The 14,508-nt window shown below is 36.3% G+C and carries 15 protein-coding genes; 9 read left to right on the forward strand and 6 right to left on the reverse strand.

What is annotated here, in order from left to right:
* The first annotated feature begins 48 nt into the window (after window positions 1-48).
* Window positions 49-1,104 (forward strand): type 2 isopentenyl-diphosphate Delta-isomerase, encoded by a 1,056-nt coding sequence (gene fni, locus CIL05_RS05605; protein WP_095654541.1) that lies wholly within the window; start codon window positions 49-51, stop codon window positions 1,102-1,104.
* Window positions 1,105-1,246: 142 nt separating this feature from the next.
* Here fni and CIL05_RS05610 read toward each other — a convergent pair whose 3' ends face one another.
* Window positions 1,247-2,404, reverse strand: coding sequence for a hypothetical protein (locus CIL05_RS05610; protein ID WP_095654542.1), 1,158 nt, complete (start codon window positions 2,402-2,404; stop codon window positions 1,247-1,249).
* A gap of 98 nt (window positions 2,405-2,502) precedes the next feature.
* Here CIL05_RS05610 and CIL05_RS05615 point away from each other — a divergent pair, with 98 nt between their 5' ends.
* The 8 genes from CIL05_RS05615 to CIL05_RS05650 all read left to right on the forward strand — a co-directional run bounded on the left by CIL05_RS05615 (window position 2,503) and on the right by CIL05_RS05650 (window position 9,989).
* Complete coding sequence (locus CIL05_RS05615; RefSeq protein ID WP_095654543.1) at window positions 2,503-3,018, forward strand: hypothetical protein; 516 nt, start codon at window positions 2,503-2,505, stop codon at window positions 3,016-3,018.
* Between the two features lie 114 nt (window positions 3,019-3,132).
* A complete protein-coding gene (locus CIL05_RS05620) occupies window positions 3,133-3,591 on the forward strand; it encodes a DUF2188 domain-containing protein (RefSeq protein ID WP_095654544.1) in 459 nt (152 codons plus the stop codon).
* A 341-nt stretch (window positions 3,592-3,932) separates the two neighbouring features.
* Window positions 3,933-4,649 (forward strand): DsbA family oxidoreductase, encoded by a 717-nt coding sequence (locus tag CIL05_RS05625; RefSeq protein WP_095654545.1) that lies wholly within the window; start codon window positions 3,933-3,935, stop codon window positions 4,647-4,649.
* Window positions 4,650-5,067: 418 nt separating this feature from the next.
* Window positions 5,068-6,021: an ABC transporter permease gene (locus CIL05_RS05630; protein ID WP_095654546.1), complete on the forward strand. Its 954-nt coding sequence runs from the start codon at window positions 5,068-5,070 to the stop codon at window positions 6,019-6,021.
* A complete protein-coding gene (locus CIL05_RS05635) occupies window positions 6,011-6,961 on the forward strand; it encodes an iron chelate uptake ABC transporter family permease subunit (protein WP_095654547.1) in 951 nt (316 codons plus the stop codon). The genes CIL05_RS05630 and CIL05_RS05635 overlap by 11 nt, the downstream gene beginning before the upstream one ends.
* The gene (locus tag CIL05_RS05640) at window positions 6,955-7,710 is read left to right on the forward strand and encodes an iron ABC transporter ATP-binding protein (protein WP_095654548.1); all 756 of its coding nucleotides are present in this window, start codon (window positions 6,955-6,957) and stop codon (window positions 7,708-7,710) included. The genes CIL05_RS05635 and CIL05_RS05640 overlap by 7 nt, the downstream gene beginning before the upstream one ends.
* 372 nt (window positions 7,711-8,082) lie before the next feature.
* Window positions 8,083-9,033 carry a siderophore ABC transporter substrate-binding protein gene (locus tag CIL05_RS05645; RefSeq protein WP_095654549.1) on the forward strand — a complete coding sequence of 317 codons (951 nt, stop codon included), beginning with the start codon at window positions 8,083-8,085 and terminating at the stop codon, window positions 9,031-9,033.
* 212 nt (window positions 9,034-9,245) lie between these two features.
* Complete coding sequence (locus CIL05_RS05650; protein WP_095654550.1) at window positions 9,246-9,989, forward strand: SurA N-terminal domain-containing protein; 744 nt, start codon at window positions 9,246-9,248, stop codon at window positions 9,987-9,989.
* A gap of 573 nt (window positions 9,990-10,562) precedes the next feature.
* Here the strand turns inward: CIL05_RS05650 and hisC are convergent.
* From hisC to hisH, 5 genes are read right to left on the reverse strand one after another with little or no spacing between them, the layout of a single operon-like run.
* Window positions 10,563-11,639, reverse strand: a complete 1,077-nt coding sequence (gene hisC, locus CIL05_RS05655; RefSeq protein ID WP_095654551.1) for a histidinol-phosphate transaminase — start codon at window positions 11,637-11,639, stop codon at window positions 10,563-10,565.
* Window positions 11,632-12,273, reverse strand: coding sequence for a bifunctional phosphoribosyl-AMP cyclohydrolase/phosphoribosyl-ATP diphosphatase HisIE (gene hisIE / locus CIL05_RS05660; protein WP_095654552.1), 642 nt, complete (start codon window positions 12,271-12,273; stop codon window positions 11,632-11,634). Before hisIE ends, hisC begins: the two co-directional genes overlap by 8 nt.
* Window positions 12,264-13,037, reverse strand: coding sequence for an imidazole glycerol phosphate synthase subunit HisF (hisF, locus tag CIL05_RS05665; protein WP_095654553.1), 774 nt, complete (start codon window positions 13,035-13,037; stop codon window positions 12,264-12,266). The genes hisIE and hisF overlap by 10 nt, the downstream gene beginning before the upstream one ends.
* Window positions 13,027-13,749 carry a 1-(5-phosphoribosyl)-5-[(5-phosphoribosylamino)methylideneamino]imidazole-4-carboxamide isomerase gene (gene hisA / locus CIL05_RS05670; RefSeq protein ID WP_095654554.1) on the reverse strand — a complete coding sequence of 241 codons (723 nt, stop codon included), beginning with the start codon at window positions 13,747-13,749 and terminating at the stop codon, window positions 13,027-13,029. The genes hisF and hisA overlap by 11 nt, the downstream gene beginning before the upstream one ends.
* A complete protein-coding gene (hisH, locus tag CIL05_RS05675) occupies window positions 13,746-14,351 on the reverse strand; it encodes an imidazole glycerol phosphate synthase subunit HisH (RefSeq protein WP_095654555.1) in 606 nt (201 codons plus the stop codon). Before hisH ends, hisA begins: the two co-directional genes overlap by 4 nt.
* Window positions 14,352-14,508: the final 157 nt, after the last annotated feature.

Below are 14,508 nucleotides of genomic sequence, written 5' to 3' on the forward strand. Positions count from 1 at the left end.
TGATAGTAGATATATTGCTATGTAAAACAGCAAGGAGGCGGCCTTAAAATGGGAGCAGAGATAAATCAGCGAAAAACGGAGCACATCAGGCTTTGTTTAACCGAAAATGTCGAAGGTGTTAATAAATCAACAGGTCTTGAAGGGATCTCATTTATACATAATGCATTACCGGAAATTAATTTTAATGACATCCAAATTGAATCAAGCTTTTTAAATAAGAAAATTAATGCTCCATTTCTTGTGAGCTCAATGACTGGCGGCTCAGAGCTTGCAACACAGATTAACCAAAACCTGGCAATTGCTGCAGAGGAAAAGGGCTGGGCAATCGGACTAGGCTCAACAAGAGCATTTCTGGAAAGTGATGCACATAAAGATTCTTTCCTCATTCGTAAACAGGCACCCACTGCGCCATTATTTGCAAACCTGGGAGCAGTGCAGCTGAATTATGGCTATGGCAGTGAGGAATGTCAGCGTTTGGTTGACAAGACAGGAGCAGATTCATTAGTTCTTCATTTAAACAGCCTGCAGGAAGTAGTACAGGATGGTGGAGACTTAAATTTTGAAGATCTGCTGCCGAAAATAGAAAAGATAACAAAAGCATTGGATGTTCCAGTTGGAGCTAAAGAAGTAGGATTTGGAATTGATGGTATTGTTGCGGAAAAACTGTACAATGCAGGAATTTCCTATATCGATGTTGCGGGTGCTGGGGGCACGTCCTGGAGCCAAGTGGAAAAGCTTCGCTCGAAGGATCCGTTGAAGAGAGCTGCTGCAGAAGCGTTTAATAACTGGGGACTTCCAACGAAGGATTGTATTGTTTCCGTCAGAAGCAAACTTCCAGATGTTTCGCTTGTTGCCAGTGGTGGAATGAAAACTGGAGTGGATGCTGCCAAGGCAATTACGATTGGTGCAGATGTTATTGGTTTTGCGCGCCAACTATTACAGGCTGCAACGGAATCAGCTGAAGCGGTTATCGAAACAATGAACCAGGTTGAACTTGAGCTAAAAATGACGATGTTTGGCATTGGTGTTAAAAATTTAGATGAATTGAAAAATACAAAGCGTGTAAGTATCATGGGGAGATCCCTGCTGGAAAAAAACAGCTGAAGCCAAATTAGGCCTCAGCTGTTTTTCTTACACTGATAGGGTTATAAAACTTTTAGGAAATCAGTATAAGTGCATAAGTAATACTTCGAAGCATTATCATCGCAGACGAAAAGTGTTTTTCGTTGAACTAGGGCTATCGCCTTTAAAACTTTGGCGATGAGCCAAGTTTTCTAATAAATTTTACAATTAAGTATGGAATCCAAATAAGTGCAATTAATAACATGGCAGTACCTAAAATACTTGTGCCCATTTCTTCGGCAATTTTTCCACGATCTTCAACTACGATTGCATAGATTAAACAAATGATAAAGCTCTCAACACAGAAGCGGATCATATGGTACCAGCGTAAATAGTATTTGAATAAATAGAAATATAAAAAACCTAGAATGATCAATAAGGTAAACCCTGGGAGTGGGCCACCTTCATCAATGATTCCCTGCTCTGCCAGATTTACTGAAGTATAGATTCCAATTGCCATGAGCCCGTATACAATAAGCGCGATAACAAGCCATTGCTTAAAAGGGATTCTTTCTTTTGTCTTTGGCTTTTGGTTATTTATCTCCTCATTTTCAATTTCATGCTTTTCATTAATAGTTTTTTCCCACTCACGTGATAGCTTTGTCGATTGCTCTCTCCAGTCATTTTCAAATGTAAAAGCGATTAGGTTGGTTTTCCCGGATTCCAGAAAATCCAGTCTACTTTCATCAGTCAAAACATCTTCATATTTATTATATAGCCCAATGCTTGTGAACTTTAATGGTGTTCCCTTTTCTTGGAAGTAGCTTAACCAAGTATTAATCCCGGAGTCCTTTATGTAAAACGGAATGGAGAGTAATTTCTTTTTTGTATCCGTATAGATAATATATAACATAGGGGCAGTTTCGGTAATCGTATTAAATCTGGTGTTTTTCGTTTGTCTAACTGTATAGTATGAAAATACAACATAATCGATTGATGAAACAGAAAATTCCTCGCTTTGTTTCTTGTAAGGATTTTCTTTCTTCCACTGTTCGAAAGAGATGCTGTCTTCCTTTAAAGTGAATTCAGATAAATTGTTGTTTTTCCATATAAGTTTCTTGAATGTTTTGAATATCCCTTTAACTATGACAAAACCTAATGGAACCAATAAGAAAGGAATTAACAACCAGAAGGATTTAAAAGTAATTAATAAAATGAAAGGCCCAAATATAAACGATATTCCAATTAGAAGCCCGACAGTCAGTATGGAAAAATAGGTAATCCACCAATAAGGTTCTTCTTTTCGAGTTTTATGTTCATCTATAACATCGATATAATTCAATCGTGCCACCTCAGTACAGTAATGTTCACTAAATAGAAATTTACTAGTTTTCCTGTTAGAATTAGTATAACAAAAAGTTGGAAATCGTGGTGGAAGATATGGAATTTTATCCGGAAATGTTTTTATCGAAATGGCATCTTATTGTAATTTTCTTTACAGTAATTGCATTTGTTTCATTATTAATAGGTAAGTATCCTAAAAAAGTAGTAGTTAAATCAACATTTTTAGCATTCATTGTTTTTTATATTATGGCAACTATTCCTATTGCTGCTATTACATATGATTCAGAAAAGAGAGAGGAATACATTACTGCGGGACTCAATGATGTATACGAGCATAATAAGGGTCTTGATAACGACCATTTAGTAGTTTTTGTCGGTGGATTTGAAGATGATGATGGTGATTTGACTGTGAAGGTATTCATAAAGAACTTCCACCAGGAAAAATCGTTTGATGGGATAGTACGTGTAGCTATTTTGGATGAAAACAGGGAAGTAATTACAGAAGAAACTTATACTGATGTATCCCTTAAAGCGGGAGAACAAAAAGAAATTGATCCTTATTTAACGGACGATTCATTTGAGCAATTTCAGTATATATTTGAACAGAAATGAGCAAGCAGCCTTTCATGAGAGGGCTGCTTACTTTATGCAGTTCCGGATAAAGATGTGTTTTGTAGAGAAATGGACGGGTATATGAATATTAAAACCCTATAGGAGGAATATTTTATGCCTTGGACATTAAATGACTACCCGTCTTCTATGAAAAATTTAAACGATGTAACAAAAAAGAAAGCCATTGATATAGCAAACTCAATGGTTGATGAAGGATATGAAGAAGGTCGTGCCATACCGATTGCAATTGAACAGGCGAAAGAGTGGCGAAAAAATGCCAGCAAGAGTGAAGTTGAAACATATGAAAAATCCGGAAAGCCAATCGAAAGATCTGAAGAAGGAAAGAAATATGAAAACAACCCAGAGCGGCTGGAAGAAGGGGAACAGGTAGTTAAACATGAAGAAGGCTGGGCTGTCAAATCAAGCAATGCCAAACAGCCAAGCAATGTATTTAATAATAAAAATGATGCAGTAAAACGTGCAAGGGAAATTGCAAAAAATAAAGGGACATCACTGACAATTTATAAAGCGGATGGAACTGTGGAGGAAAAACAATCCTATAATGAGAAATAATTAAAGTTTAGCGAGAACGAAGCTAAGTAGTCTTTTAAACAGAAGAATACTGAAGCAGCAAAGTTGGGCGATATGAAGAGTTAGTTGAGAGAAAACTGCAGAAAGTTGAGAGAAGCTGGTCAAAAGTTGAGAGAGAGCTGAGTTAATTCCAATCGTCTCTCAACTTTTTAAGAGGATGTCTCAACTATAAGTGATTGTCTCTCAACTTATATATTTATCTCTCAACTTTTCAACTTTTTTCTCCGCATCCAAATCCAATCGCACGACCTGCAGCTTAAGCAAATTATTTAGACTGTGATCAAACCTGTGCTACAATATTTTCAAGAAGTGAGGTGTAATTTATGAAAATAGAAGTTTGGTCAGATTTCGTTTGTCCGTTTTGTTATATTGGTAAACGGAGACTTGAAAATGCTTTGAAGGAATTCCCCCATAATGAAGCTATTACTCTAGAATACAAAAGTTACCAGCTGGATCCTACCGCTGAATACGTGGAGGGCGAGAACTTTTATGAAACTTTTTCCAATAAAAAAGGAATGCCAATTGATCAAGTAAAGGCTATGAATGAACAAGTTGGTCAGCAGGCTGCAGAAATTGGATTAACTTATAATTTTGATGAAATGAAACATGCGAATACATTTGATGCACATCGGGTTGCAAAATACGCAACTGAACAAGGTAAAGGAAATGAAATTACGGAGCGTTTCTTATATGCATATTTTACGGAATCAAAACTTATCAGTGATCCTACAACATTAATCGAACTTGCTGATGAAACAGGCTTGAATCCGGAAGAGGTTAAGCAAGTACTTTCTGGAGATAAATATTCAGATCAAGTACGTGCTGATATCGATACAGCTCGCCAAATTGGTGTACAAGGCGTACCATTCTTTGTATTTAATGAAAAATATGCTGTATCCGGTGCACAGCCTCCGGAAGTTTTTTCAGAAGTACTTGAAAAAGTATGGGAAGAAGAAAACGAGAAACCTGTATTACAATCTTTGGACCCTGAAAAATCCAAAACAACTTATTGTACAGATGAGGGCTGTGAAACAAAATAGTCCGGAAAAAGAAAACCAATGTGTCACGAAAACATTATTCGTGCCACATTGGTTTTTTTCATTGGCAGTTAAGAAAGTATAAAATACTTCCTTACTGCATAAGCGAGGGCTTTGAGCTGTCATCTAAGTGCTTGGTGACAACCAAGTTTTCTAAAACCAAGTCATCGTCAGAAGGCCTACACTCCAGAGTATAAGGTTTTCCTAAGATTGTAATAAATTTGTAAGAAGATTGGCTTGTTTGGCATTGACTGGGTATTTAATTCTGTTATACTGTAAATGAGATCTAATTGATAATGAATATCATTCTTAATTAGATTGATTTAAAAATAATAATCATTATTAATAGCGATACAAAATATTACTTTGGGAATAGAGAAAAGCGAAGGCTAAAATGTTTTTCTCAAGAGAAGGTCATTCTATGAAATTACGATACTTAGTTTTAACACTTTTGATTCTTTCGGCTATATCTGTTTTTACAGGAGTCTCCGATGTATCTCCATTAGACCTATTCAGTTTAACAGAGGAGCAGACACAAATATTAGTTGTAAGCAGGATACCTCGGCTTTTCAGTATTTTAATTGCCGGTATGAGCATGAGTATTTGTGGACTTATCATGCAGCAACTGAGTAGAAATAAATTTGTTTCTCCTACAACTGCGGGAACATTGGACTCGGCAAGACTTGGAATTTTAGTTTCAATGATGGTATTTACAGCAGCCAGTCCACTACAGAAAATGCTGGTATCATTTATTTTTGCACTTTTAGGTACGTTTATATTTATGAAGATATTGGAAAAAATCAAGTTTAAAGATGCGATTTTCATCCCATTAATCGGATTGATGTTTGGTAATATAGTTAGCTCAATCGCCACTTTCTTCGCATATCGGAATGACCTCATTCAAAATATGTCATCCTGGATGCAAGGTGACTTTTCGATGATTATGAGTGGAAATTATGAGTTAATGTTTGTAAGTATTCCAATACTTTTCCTAGCATACTTTTATGCAAATAAATTTACGATTGCTGGAATGGGAGAAGATTTCTCGAAAAATTTAGGCTTGAACTATCGTCAGGTTGTAAACCTTGGGTTGATTATTACGGCATTGGTAACAGCTTCGGTAGTATTATCAGTTGGTGTGATCCCATTTCTGGGACTGATTATTCCAAACATCGTAAGTATTTATCAAGGGGATCACTTGAAGAAAAGTTTAATACATACTGCATTGCTAGGTGCTGTATTTGTATTGTTTTGCGATATCATCGGCAGGGTTATTATTTATCCATATGAAATTCCTATAAGCTTAACGGTTGGCGTTATTGGTAGTGGGATATTTATCTACCTATTATTAAGGAGAAAGAAATATGGGTTATAAGAAAAAGACAATTATTTTAGCCGTTATCGCAGCATTACTAGCATTGTTATATATTCTTTATGATTTAAGTGGCAATATTGGATACATTTTACCAAGGCGAATAATTAAAGTGATAGCAATTATCCTAACTGGTGGAGCCATCGCCTTTTCAACAACTATCTTTATGACGATTACGAATAATCGAATCCTGACCCCCAGTATATTAGGGCTTGATTCACTATATATGTTAATCCAAACAGTTATTATCTTTGTTTTTGGTGCAAATTCACTTGTTATGATGAATAGTGAACTCAATTATTTAGTTTCCATTGTCATAATGATCTTGTTTTCATTACTGCTTTACCGTTTTCTTTTCAAAGGGGAAAAAAATAATATTTATTTCCTTTTATTAATTGGAATGATTTTAGGAACATTCTTCGGCAGTTTTACAGACTTTATGCAAGTGTTAATTGACCCGAATGAGTTTATGGTTGCACAGGACAGAATGTTTGCGAGTGTCAACAATGTTAATACGGATCTCGTTTACTTATCCATCGGGCTTGTCGTATTAGCTATGATTTACTTCATACGTTTTTACAAATACCTGGATGTCTTGGCATTGGGTAAAGATGACGCTATTAATTTAGGAGTACCATATGACTATGTTGTAAAGCGCTTGCTAATTATTGTAGCCATATTAATTTCTATCTCTACAGCATTAATTGGTCCGATAACCTTTCTTGGGCTGCTGGTTGTAAATGTAACCTATGAATTTATGAAAACATTTCGTCATTTTTATATTATTTTGGGTTCCATGCTCATTAGTGTTATCGCATTATTAGGCGGCCAGTTTATTGTAGAAAAGATTTTTACATTTGATACAACAATCAGTGTCATTATTAACTTTATTGGCGGAGTATATTTTATATATCTTTTGTTAAAGGAGAATAAATCATGGTAGGTATAAAAAATGTTTTTAAATCGTATAACCGGAAAAATGTGATAGAGGATGTCTCTTTGGAAATTGAAAAGGGAACAATTACGTCATTTATTGGACCAAATGGTGCCGGTAAAAGTACGTTAATCTCAATGGTTAGTCGACTAATCGCAAAAGATAATGGTGAAATTACAATTGATGGTGAGGATATTTTAAAAACTAAAAATAATGAACTCGCTAAGAAAATATCCATTTTAAAGCAATCCAATGCAATCAATTTAAAATTGACTGTTCGCGAGCTTGTTTCATTTGGGCGTTTTCCCTATTCTCAAGGTAAATTAAGAAGAGAAGACGAATTGAAAATAGATGAAGCAATTAATTATATGGAGCTTCGTGACATGGAGGATAAATATTTAGATGAACTAAGTGGCGGACAACGTCAACGTGCGCATATTGCCATGGTTATTGCGCAGGATACAGAATATATTATGCTGGATGAGCCATTAAATAATTTAGATATGCGACATTCCGTTCAAATCATGAAAACATTACGTAAGCTTGTAGATGAATTGGGTAAAACAATTATTATAGTGATCCATGATATTAATTTTGCTTCATGCTATTCAGATAATATTGTTGCACTGAAAGATGGTAAAATTGTGAAACATGGACGTACATGTGATGTCATTGATAAATGTGTCCTAAAGGATATTTATGATATGGACATCGATATCAAAGAAATCGATAATAAACGTATTTGTGTTTATTTCTAATAACCGGTGTTGCATGAAAAACAGATGGATATAAGTGAACTTTCAGGCTATCTAAAAATAAGCAAAAAAAGTCCCTTATAATGGAATTGGTACTAGATGGCCAGAACCATTATAAAGGAACCCTACATGAACCATATTACCTTATATTTATAAGAAGGTAAATGAATTTGCTTATCGATTAAAAATAACATTCCATGTATCCTGAGCGCTCAGATACATAAGTATAGAAATAAAACAAACAGCTCATTTGCTGTAGAATCATGCTTATTTTTTAATGGACGACAGTTGAATCACTTTATTTTCATGTGTTTAATCATGCAGCCTCCGATTATTGTTAATATAAAATTTTTTAATAAAGAGGAGTTAAATTACATGAGGAAATTTTTACTTTTGTTTGTAATAAGTATTTTAGCTATGGTAGCAGTAGCTTGCGGTGCATCAGAATCTGAGGAAGAAAGTGAAGGAACAAATGCAGATTTAACCGAAACAGTAACAGTCAACCATGAACTGGGTGAAACAGATGTACCTAAAAATCCGGAGAAAGTGGTCGTATTTGACTTTGGTATTTTAGACACATTGGATAAACTGGAGATTGAAGTTGCAGGTATTGCTAAATCCGGAGTAATTCCGGCTTACCTGGAAAAATATGCAGGTGATGAATACGCAAATATTGGTAGTTTAAAGGAGCCGGACTTTGAAAAAATTTCCGAAATTGATCCGGATTTGATTATAATTTCCGGACGTCAGGCAAGTTTATATGATCAGCTGACAGAACTTGCTCCAACCATTCATCTTGGTGTAGATACAACAAATTATATGGATTCCTTTAAAGAAAATATGGCTGTTATTGGTGATATTTATGACAAACAGGATGAGATAGATAAAGAAATTACTGCAATTGAAGAGTCAATCGCTACTTTAAACGAAAAGGCATCTAAAAGTGGTGAAAATGCCCTTATTATTTTATCCAATGATGATAAAATCAGTGCATATGGTCAAAATTCAAGATTTGGCTTAATCCATGATGTTTTTGGGATTCCTGCAGTGGATGAAAGTATTGAAGCATCCACACACGGGATGAATGTAACATTTGAGTATGTAATGGAGCAGGATCCTGACCTACTATACGTTGTAGATAGAACAGCCGTAGTTGGTGGAGAATCCTCAGCAGAACAAATTGTGGAAAATGAATTAGTGAAAAATACAAAAGCATATAAAAATGATAACATCGTATATCTGAATCCAGATTTTTGGTATCTATCAGGTGGAGGACTTGTATCTGTAGCGGAAATGGTGAAGGAAATAGATGAAAGTTTGAATTAAGAGGGAGAAGGGGCTGTTCATATGAATAGTCCCTTCTGTTTTTTACGGCAGAATTAAGTAAAAAAGTTGTTAAATTGTTACTAAACGTTAATAATGGCTGTGAACACTGTTCTGATGCGTTTTTTCAGAAATTACTATTTTTCCATACTTGAAAGTGGTCCCGTAAATGTGTTTGAATAAAGAGACACTGAAAAGAAATGAGGTTCTATTAGATGAAAAAATTTATAATGTTAGCTTTAGCGCTAAGTTTAGCAATAGTATTAGCTGCTTGCGCAGATGATTCTGCAGAGGAAAATGAAGGTAGCGAGGAAACAGAAGAAAATACGTCAGAGCAGGAACAAGAACCATCATCAGAGCAAGCACAGGAACCAGAACCAGTAGAAATTACAGATGAAGAAAAAGTAGATGAAGAGGCAGCTGTAGTAAGTGTTAACGGTGATGAGATAAAGGGGAATAAATATAACCCTATATATTCACAATTAAAAATGACGATGCAACAATCAGGACAAGATACCAGTAATTTGGATCAGCTAAAGGAACAAACAATAAATGTACTGATAGAGCAGCAATTGATCAAACAGGCTGCCGAAGATAAAGGTTTAGAGGTTACTGAAGAAGAGGTACAATCAGAATTCACCACATTAAAAGAAGAAAATGGTGAGCAATTGTCAGCTGTATTGGAACAATTCCAGCTAACGGAAGAAAACTTTAAGAATCAATTAGCTGATGATCTAATTACACAAAAGTTCATTGACTCAGAACTTGATACAGAAGTTACGGATGAGGAAATTAAAGAAACCTATGATCAGTTAAAAGAGCAAAATGAAGAAATCGGTGAATTGGAAACAGTAGAACCACAACTTAAACAGTCACTTAAAAATCAAAAGGTTCAAGAACAGCTTCAGGTAAAAGTTAAAGAACTAAGAGAAAATGCAGAAGTAGAGACATTGATATAATTAGGCTTTTTGTTTATGTCCCAAAAGATATAAAGTGCGACGAAGTGAAAATTCATTTGCAAACGCTGGTTGAGAGCAGGGATTCGCTACGGAAACACATTTCGCGGACCTTAGGGCGGCTGGTGAGCCTCCTCGTGCTACGCACTCGGGGGTCTCACCTATGCCTTTCCTCTCGCAGGAGTCTTCAATGTGTTTCCTCCGCTGGATTTCCGGTTACTACCGATGTACTGCATTAGTAATCAATTTTCAAAACATCAAATCACTTCACCAGTTTGGGTGAGCGGAGGGCGGTGACTCCTTGAAAATACAGATCTATTTTCTGCGTGCGATGTAACGCTGCCGAAGCTTTCCTTGTCCTGCGGGAATAGCACGTGTCCGAAGACCCCGCAGAGTGGGTTTCTCGAGGAGGCTGAGGCCGTGCCCGCGGAAAGCATCCGCCCGCAGCGATCCCGGACGGCGGCAATAGCACATGTTATTGGAATCAATCTCGATTTACTTCGCAGTTTACATCAATTGCGAGGGTTAAAGAGTAACTAGATTTACGAAAAGATCCTATAATTAAAAGCATCGATCCTAAGATAGGGTCGATGCTTTTTCTAATATATCATCTAGTTTTTGAAAGAATAATTTCATATCATTATCCGTACCAATTGTAATTCGTAAATAGTTATCAATATCCGGCTTGTTAAAATGCCTTACTAAAACTTCATTTTCCTTAAGAGCTGTATATAAACCCAATGCAGACTTTGTATAATGACTTGCGAAAATGAAATTTGCTTTTGAAGGAACTACATAAAATCCACGCTTTTTCATTTCTGTTATAACCCATTCTCTTGTTTGAATAATTTTCTGAGTTGTAGCGATAAAGTAATCTGTATCCTTCATAGCAGCTTCTGCACCAACAATCGCCAGACGGTCAAGTGTATAGGAATTAAATGAATCCTTTATTCGAGTTAATGCTTCGATAGCATTTGGATTCCCCAGGGCAAAGCCTACTCTTAATCCCGCAAGTGATCGTGACTTTGACATGGTTTGCACAACTAATAAATTGTCATACGTAGCAATTAAAGAAACTGCAGATTCCAATGCAAAATCAATGTAGGCCTCATCAATAATGACCATCTGATTTGGATTGCTTTGGAGGATCTCTTCTATTGCATCCAATCCTAAATAAACACTTGTTGGTGCATTTGGATTTGGAAAAATAACGCCACCCTCTGACTGAAAGAAATCCTCTACAGGCAGTGTGAAATCACGGTTTAATGGAATCTCTTCATAAGGAATATTAAAGAGCTTTGCATAGACGGGATAAAAACTGTAAGAAATAGCTGGAAAACGTATTTTCTTACCAGGTTCAAAAAAAGCCATAAAGGAAAATGCAAGAACTTCATCTGATCCGTTCCCAACAAAGATATTCTCTTTTGCTAAATGATAGTATGCCGCAATTTCATTCCTTAGTTGATCAACAGTGGGAGAGGGGTAGAGATTTAATTTACGCTCCATCTCCTTATTTATTGCTTCCATCACATTTGGTGATGGAGGATTAGGGTTTTCATTTGTATTTAATTTTAATATGTTTGGATTATTCATCTGCTCACCAGGGACGTAGGGATCACAACGTTTCACGGCTTCACTCCAAAATTTACTCATTCTGCTTTCCTTCTTTTTTGATATGCCGTGCTTGTAATTCTTTTTTAATATCATCGACAGAAACATCTAATAGCTCCATGAGAACAAGCGTATGATAGGTTAGATCAGCGATTTCCGAGGTTACTTCTTCTTTATCCATATTCTTGGCACCAATGATGACTTCACTCGTTTCTTCTCCTACTTTTTTAAGTATTTTATCGATACCTACCCTGAAAAGATAGGATGTATATGTGCCTTCAATGGGATGATTTTTTCGTTCTTTTATTTTGGAAACCAATGTGGATACTACGTCACGGCTAACTTCGCCATTTTCATATAGGCTGTTGTGAAAACAGGTCTCATTTCCTGTGTGGCATGCTGGACCAAGCGGATTTACCTGAACTAAGAGAGCATCAGCATCACAATCAAAGGTTATTCTTTTGATAAGCTGTTTATTCCCAGATGTTTCTCCCTTATTCCAAAGCTCCTTACGCTTTCTGCTATAAAACCATGTCTTATTCGTTTGGATGGATTTCATTAAAGATTCTTCATTCATATAGGCTAAAGTTAATACTTCCTTGGTTTCAACATCCTGTACAATCGCTGGAATAAGACCATCTTCATTAAATAAAAGATTTTCGATGTTTATTTCCATGATAAATCTCTCCTTACATCAATTCCATTGTCAGCCAGATGTTTTTTTAATTCAGGTATTGAAATTTCTTCATAATGAAAAACGGATGCTGCCAGAGCTGCATCTGCATAGCCTGGCTGCAGGACTTGGGAAAAGTGTTCCAGCTGACCGGCTCCACCACTTGCTACGATTGGGATATTAACTGATTCTGCAATTATTTTTGTTAATTCCAGATTGTAACCACTTTTTTCTCCATCTGTATCAATTACGTTAACAACGATCTCTCCAGCCCCAAGCTTTTCTCCTTGGATTGCCCAATCAATTGCATCCATCGACGTATTATATCTCCCGCCATTTGTGTAAACTTCCCACTGGTTTTTATCATTCTGTTTAGCGTCAATGGATAAGACAATACATTGACTGCCGAACTTCAATGCAGCCTCTTCGATAAGATCTGGATTATTTACCGCAGCACTATTAATCGACACTTTATCTGCACCGGAACGTAATACTTTGTGAATATCTTCCACTGTTCGGATGCCACCTCCGACAGTAAAAGGTATCGTAACTTCACTAGCTACCTTTTCAACAACATCTAGAAAAATATTCCGTTCCTCATTGGAAGCTGTAATGTCATAAAAAACAAGTTCATCTGCACCGGCCTCATTATATCTTTTTGCCAGTTCAACGGGATCAGCAACATCACGAATATTTTGGAATTTTTTCCCTTTAACTACTCGTCCTTTGTCAACATCCAGGCAAGGTATAATTCGCTTAGCTAGCATCTTCATCACCATCCAATAGTTCTTCAAAGTTTACTGTGCCATCATATAATGCTTTTCCTATAATTGCTCCATAAAGGTTAAATGATTTTAATCTCAAAACATCCTGTGCTGAAGAAACGCCACCAGAAGCAATTACATTCATGGAAGTAGCCTCATTGATTGCTTGCAATTCTTTAAAATTAGGCCCTTGCAGCATGCCGTCTTTCAAAATATCTGTATAAATAATGGTTTGTACACCGATTGATTCCAGCTCCAGAACAAGATCAACTGCTTTAACCGTACTTGTTTCAGTCCATCCATCTGTAGCAACATAACCATCCCGGGCATCAATGGAAACCGCAATTTTTACCCCGTACCTAGTAACTGCTTCTTGTAAAAATTCCTTATCATTAATTGCAGCTGTACCTATAATGACCCGATCTACCCCTGCTGCTATATATTCTTCAATAATAGCTAATGAACGAATGCCGCCACCAACCTGAATCGGAATGGAAGTTTGTTCAGCAATAGCTTTAATGCTCGGTTTATTGCTGGATTCCCCGGTTTTAGCCCCGTCAAGATCAACAATATGTAAATATTCAGCTCGTTTTTTCTCCCACTGTTTAGCTACTGTGGATGTGGATTCACTGTATATCTTTTCTTTATTATAATCTCCCTGTGTCAGGCGGACACATTTTCCATTTCGTATATCAATTGCTGGAAAAAGAATCATGAAATCATCTCCTTGAGGTTTTGTAGCAGCTGTAATCCAACTGCACCGCTTTTTTCTGGGTGAAACTGCATTCCAACAATATTGTCTTGTTGTACAATGGCTGGAATGCTTCCACCATATTCAGTACTTGCTATTAAAGTATTATTTTGATATTTATTTACTGCATAAGAATGAACAAAGTATACATATGCACCGTTGTTTATATTTTTTAGTAAAGGGCTGTTCGTATGGGCTGAGATATTGTTCCAACCAATATGTGGCACTTTAACCGAATCAGGAATACGTCTTACATTTCCTTTTACTAAACCAAGGCCTTCCCATTTTCCATCTTCAAAACTTCTTTCATAAAATAACTGCATACCAAGACATATACCTATCAGGGGCTTTCCTTTTGCTGCTTCTTTTTTTAATACTTCTGATAGACCTAGTTGATTCAGAGACGCTATGGCATCCTTAAATGCTCCAACTCCTGGTAAAATAATCGCTTTTGAGTCTTTGATTTTTTCCGGGTCAGTGGTTAAGCATGACTCCATGTTCAGTTTTGATAAAGCGAATTGTAAGCTTTTAATATTGCCGGCACCATAGTCTATAATAGCGATCATATATGTTCTTCCTTTCTATGAGGCTGTTTTCTAAAAGATTGGGTCAGCAGTTACTCCTGTTTCTGATGCTATATCATTTGTTTTCTAGAGTTTATTCAACCCATCTCTACGCCCGAACGAAGCCAAAACTGGTGCAAATGGTCGAATAGAGCGCTTC

The organism is Virgibacillus profundi, from assembly GCF_002287375.1.
In the GTDB taxonomy this organism is placed as follows: Bacteria; Bacillota; Bacilli; order Bacillales; family Amphibacillaceae; genus Virgibacillus_K; species Virgibacillus_K profundi.

Excerpts from the sequence above, each read along its gene's own strand:
- fni (WP_095654541.1), top strand. The coding sequence starts at position 49 with ATGGGAGCAGAGATAAATCAGCGAAAAACGGAGCACATCAGGCTTTGT.
- CIL05_RS05615 (WP_095654543.1), top strand. The coding sequence starts at position 2,503 with ATGGAATTTTATCCGGAAATGTTTTTATCGAAATGGCATCTTATTGTA.
- CIL05_RS05620 (WP_095654544.1), top strand. The coding sequence starts at position 3,133 with ATGCCTTGGACATTAAATGACTACCCGTCTTCTATGAAAAATTTAAAC.
- CIL05_RS05625 (WP_095654545.1), top strand. The coding sequence starts at position 3,933 with ATGAAAATAGAAGTTTGGTCAGATTTCGTTTGTCCGTTTTGTTATATT.
- CIL05_RS05630 (WP_095654546.1), top strand. The coding sequence starts at position 5,068 with ATGAAATTACGATACTTAGTTTTAACACTTTTGATTCTTTCGGCTATA.
- CIL05_RS05635 (WP_095654547.1), top strand. The coding sequence starts at position 6,011 with ATGGGTTATAAGAAAAAGACAATTATTTTAGCCGTTATCGCAGCATTA.
- CIL05_RS05640 (WP_095654548.1), top strand. The coding sequence starts at position 6,955 with ATGGTAGGTATAAAAAATGTTTTTAAATCGTATAACCGGAAAAATGTG.
- CIL05_RS05645 (WP_095654549.1), top strand. The coding sequence starts at position 8,083 with ATGAGGAAATTTTTACTTTTGTTTGTAATAAGTATTTTAGCTATGGTA.
- CIL05_RS05650 (WP_095654550.1), top strand. The coding sequence starts at position 9,246 with ATGAAAAAATTTATAATGTTAGCTTTAGCGCTAAGTTTAGCAATAGTA.
- hisC (WP_095654551.1), bottom strand. The coding sequence starts at position 11,639 with ATGAGTAAATTTTGGAGTGAAGCCGTGAAACGTTGTGATCCCTACGTC.
- hisIE (WP_095654552.1), bottom strand. The coding sequence starts at position 12,273 with ATGGAAATAAACATCGAAAATCTTTTATTTAATGAAGATGGTCTTATT.
- hisF (WP_095654553.1), bottom strand. The coding sequence starts at position 13,037 with ATGCTAGCTAAGCGAATTATACCTTGCCTGGATGTTGACAAAGGACGA.
- hisA (WP_095654554.1), bottom strand. The coding sequence starts at position 13,749 with ATGATTCTTTTTCCAGCAATTGATATACGAAATGGAAAATGTGTCCGC.
- hisH (WP_095654555.1), bottom strand. The coding sequence starts at position 14,351 with ATGATCGCTATTATAGACTATGGTGCCGGCAATATTAAAAGCTTACAA.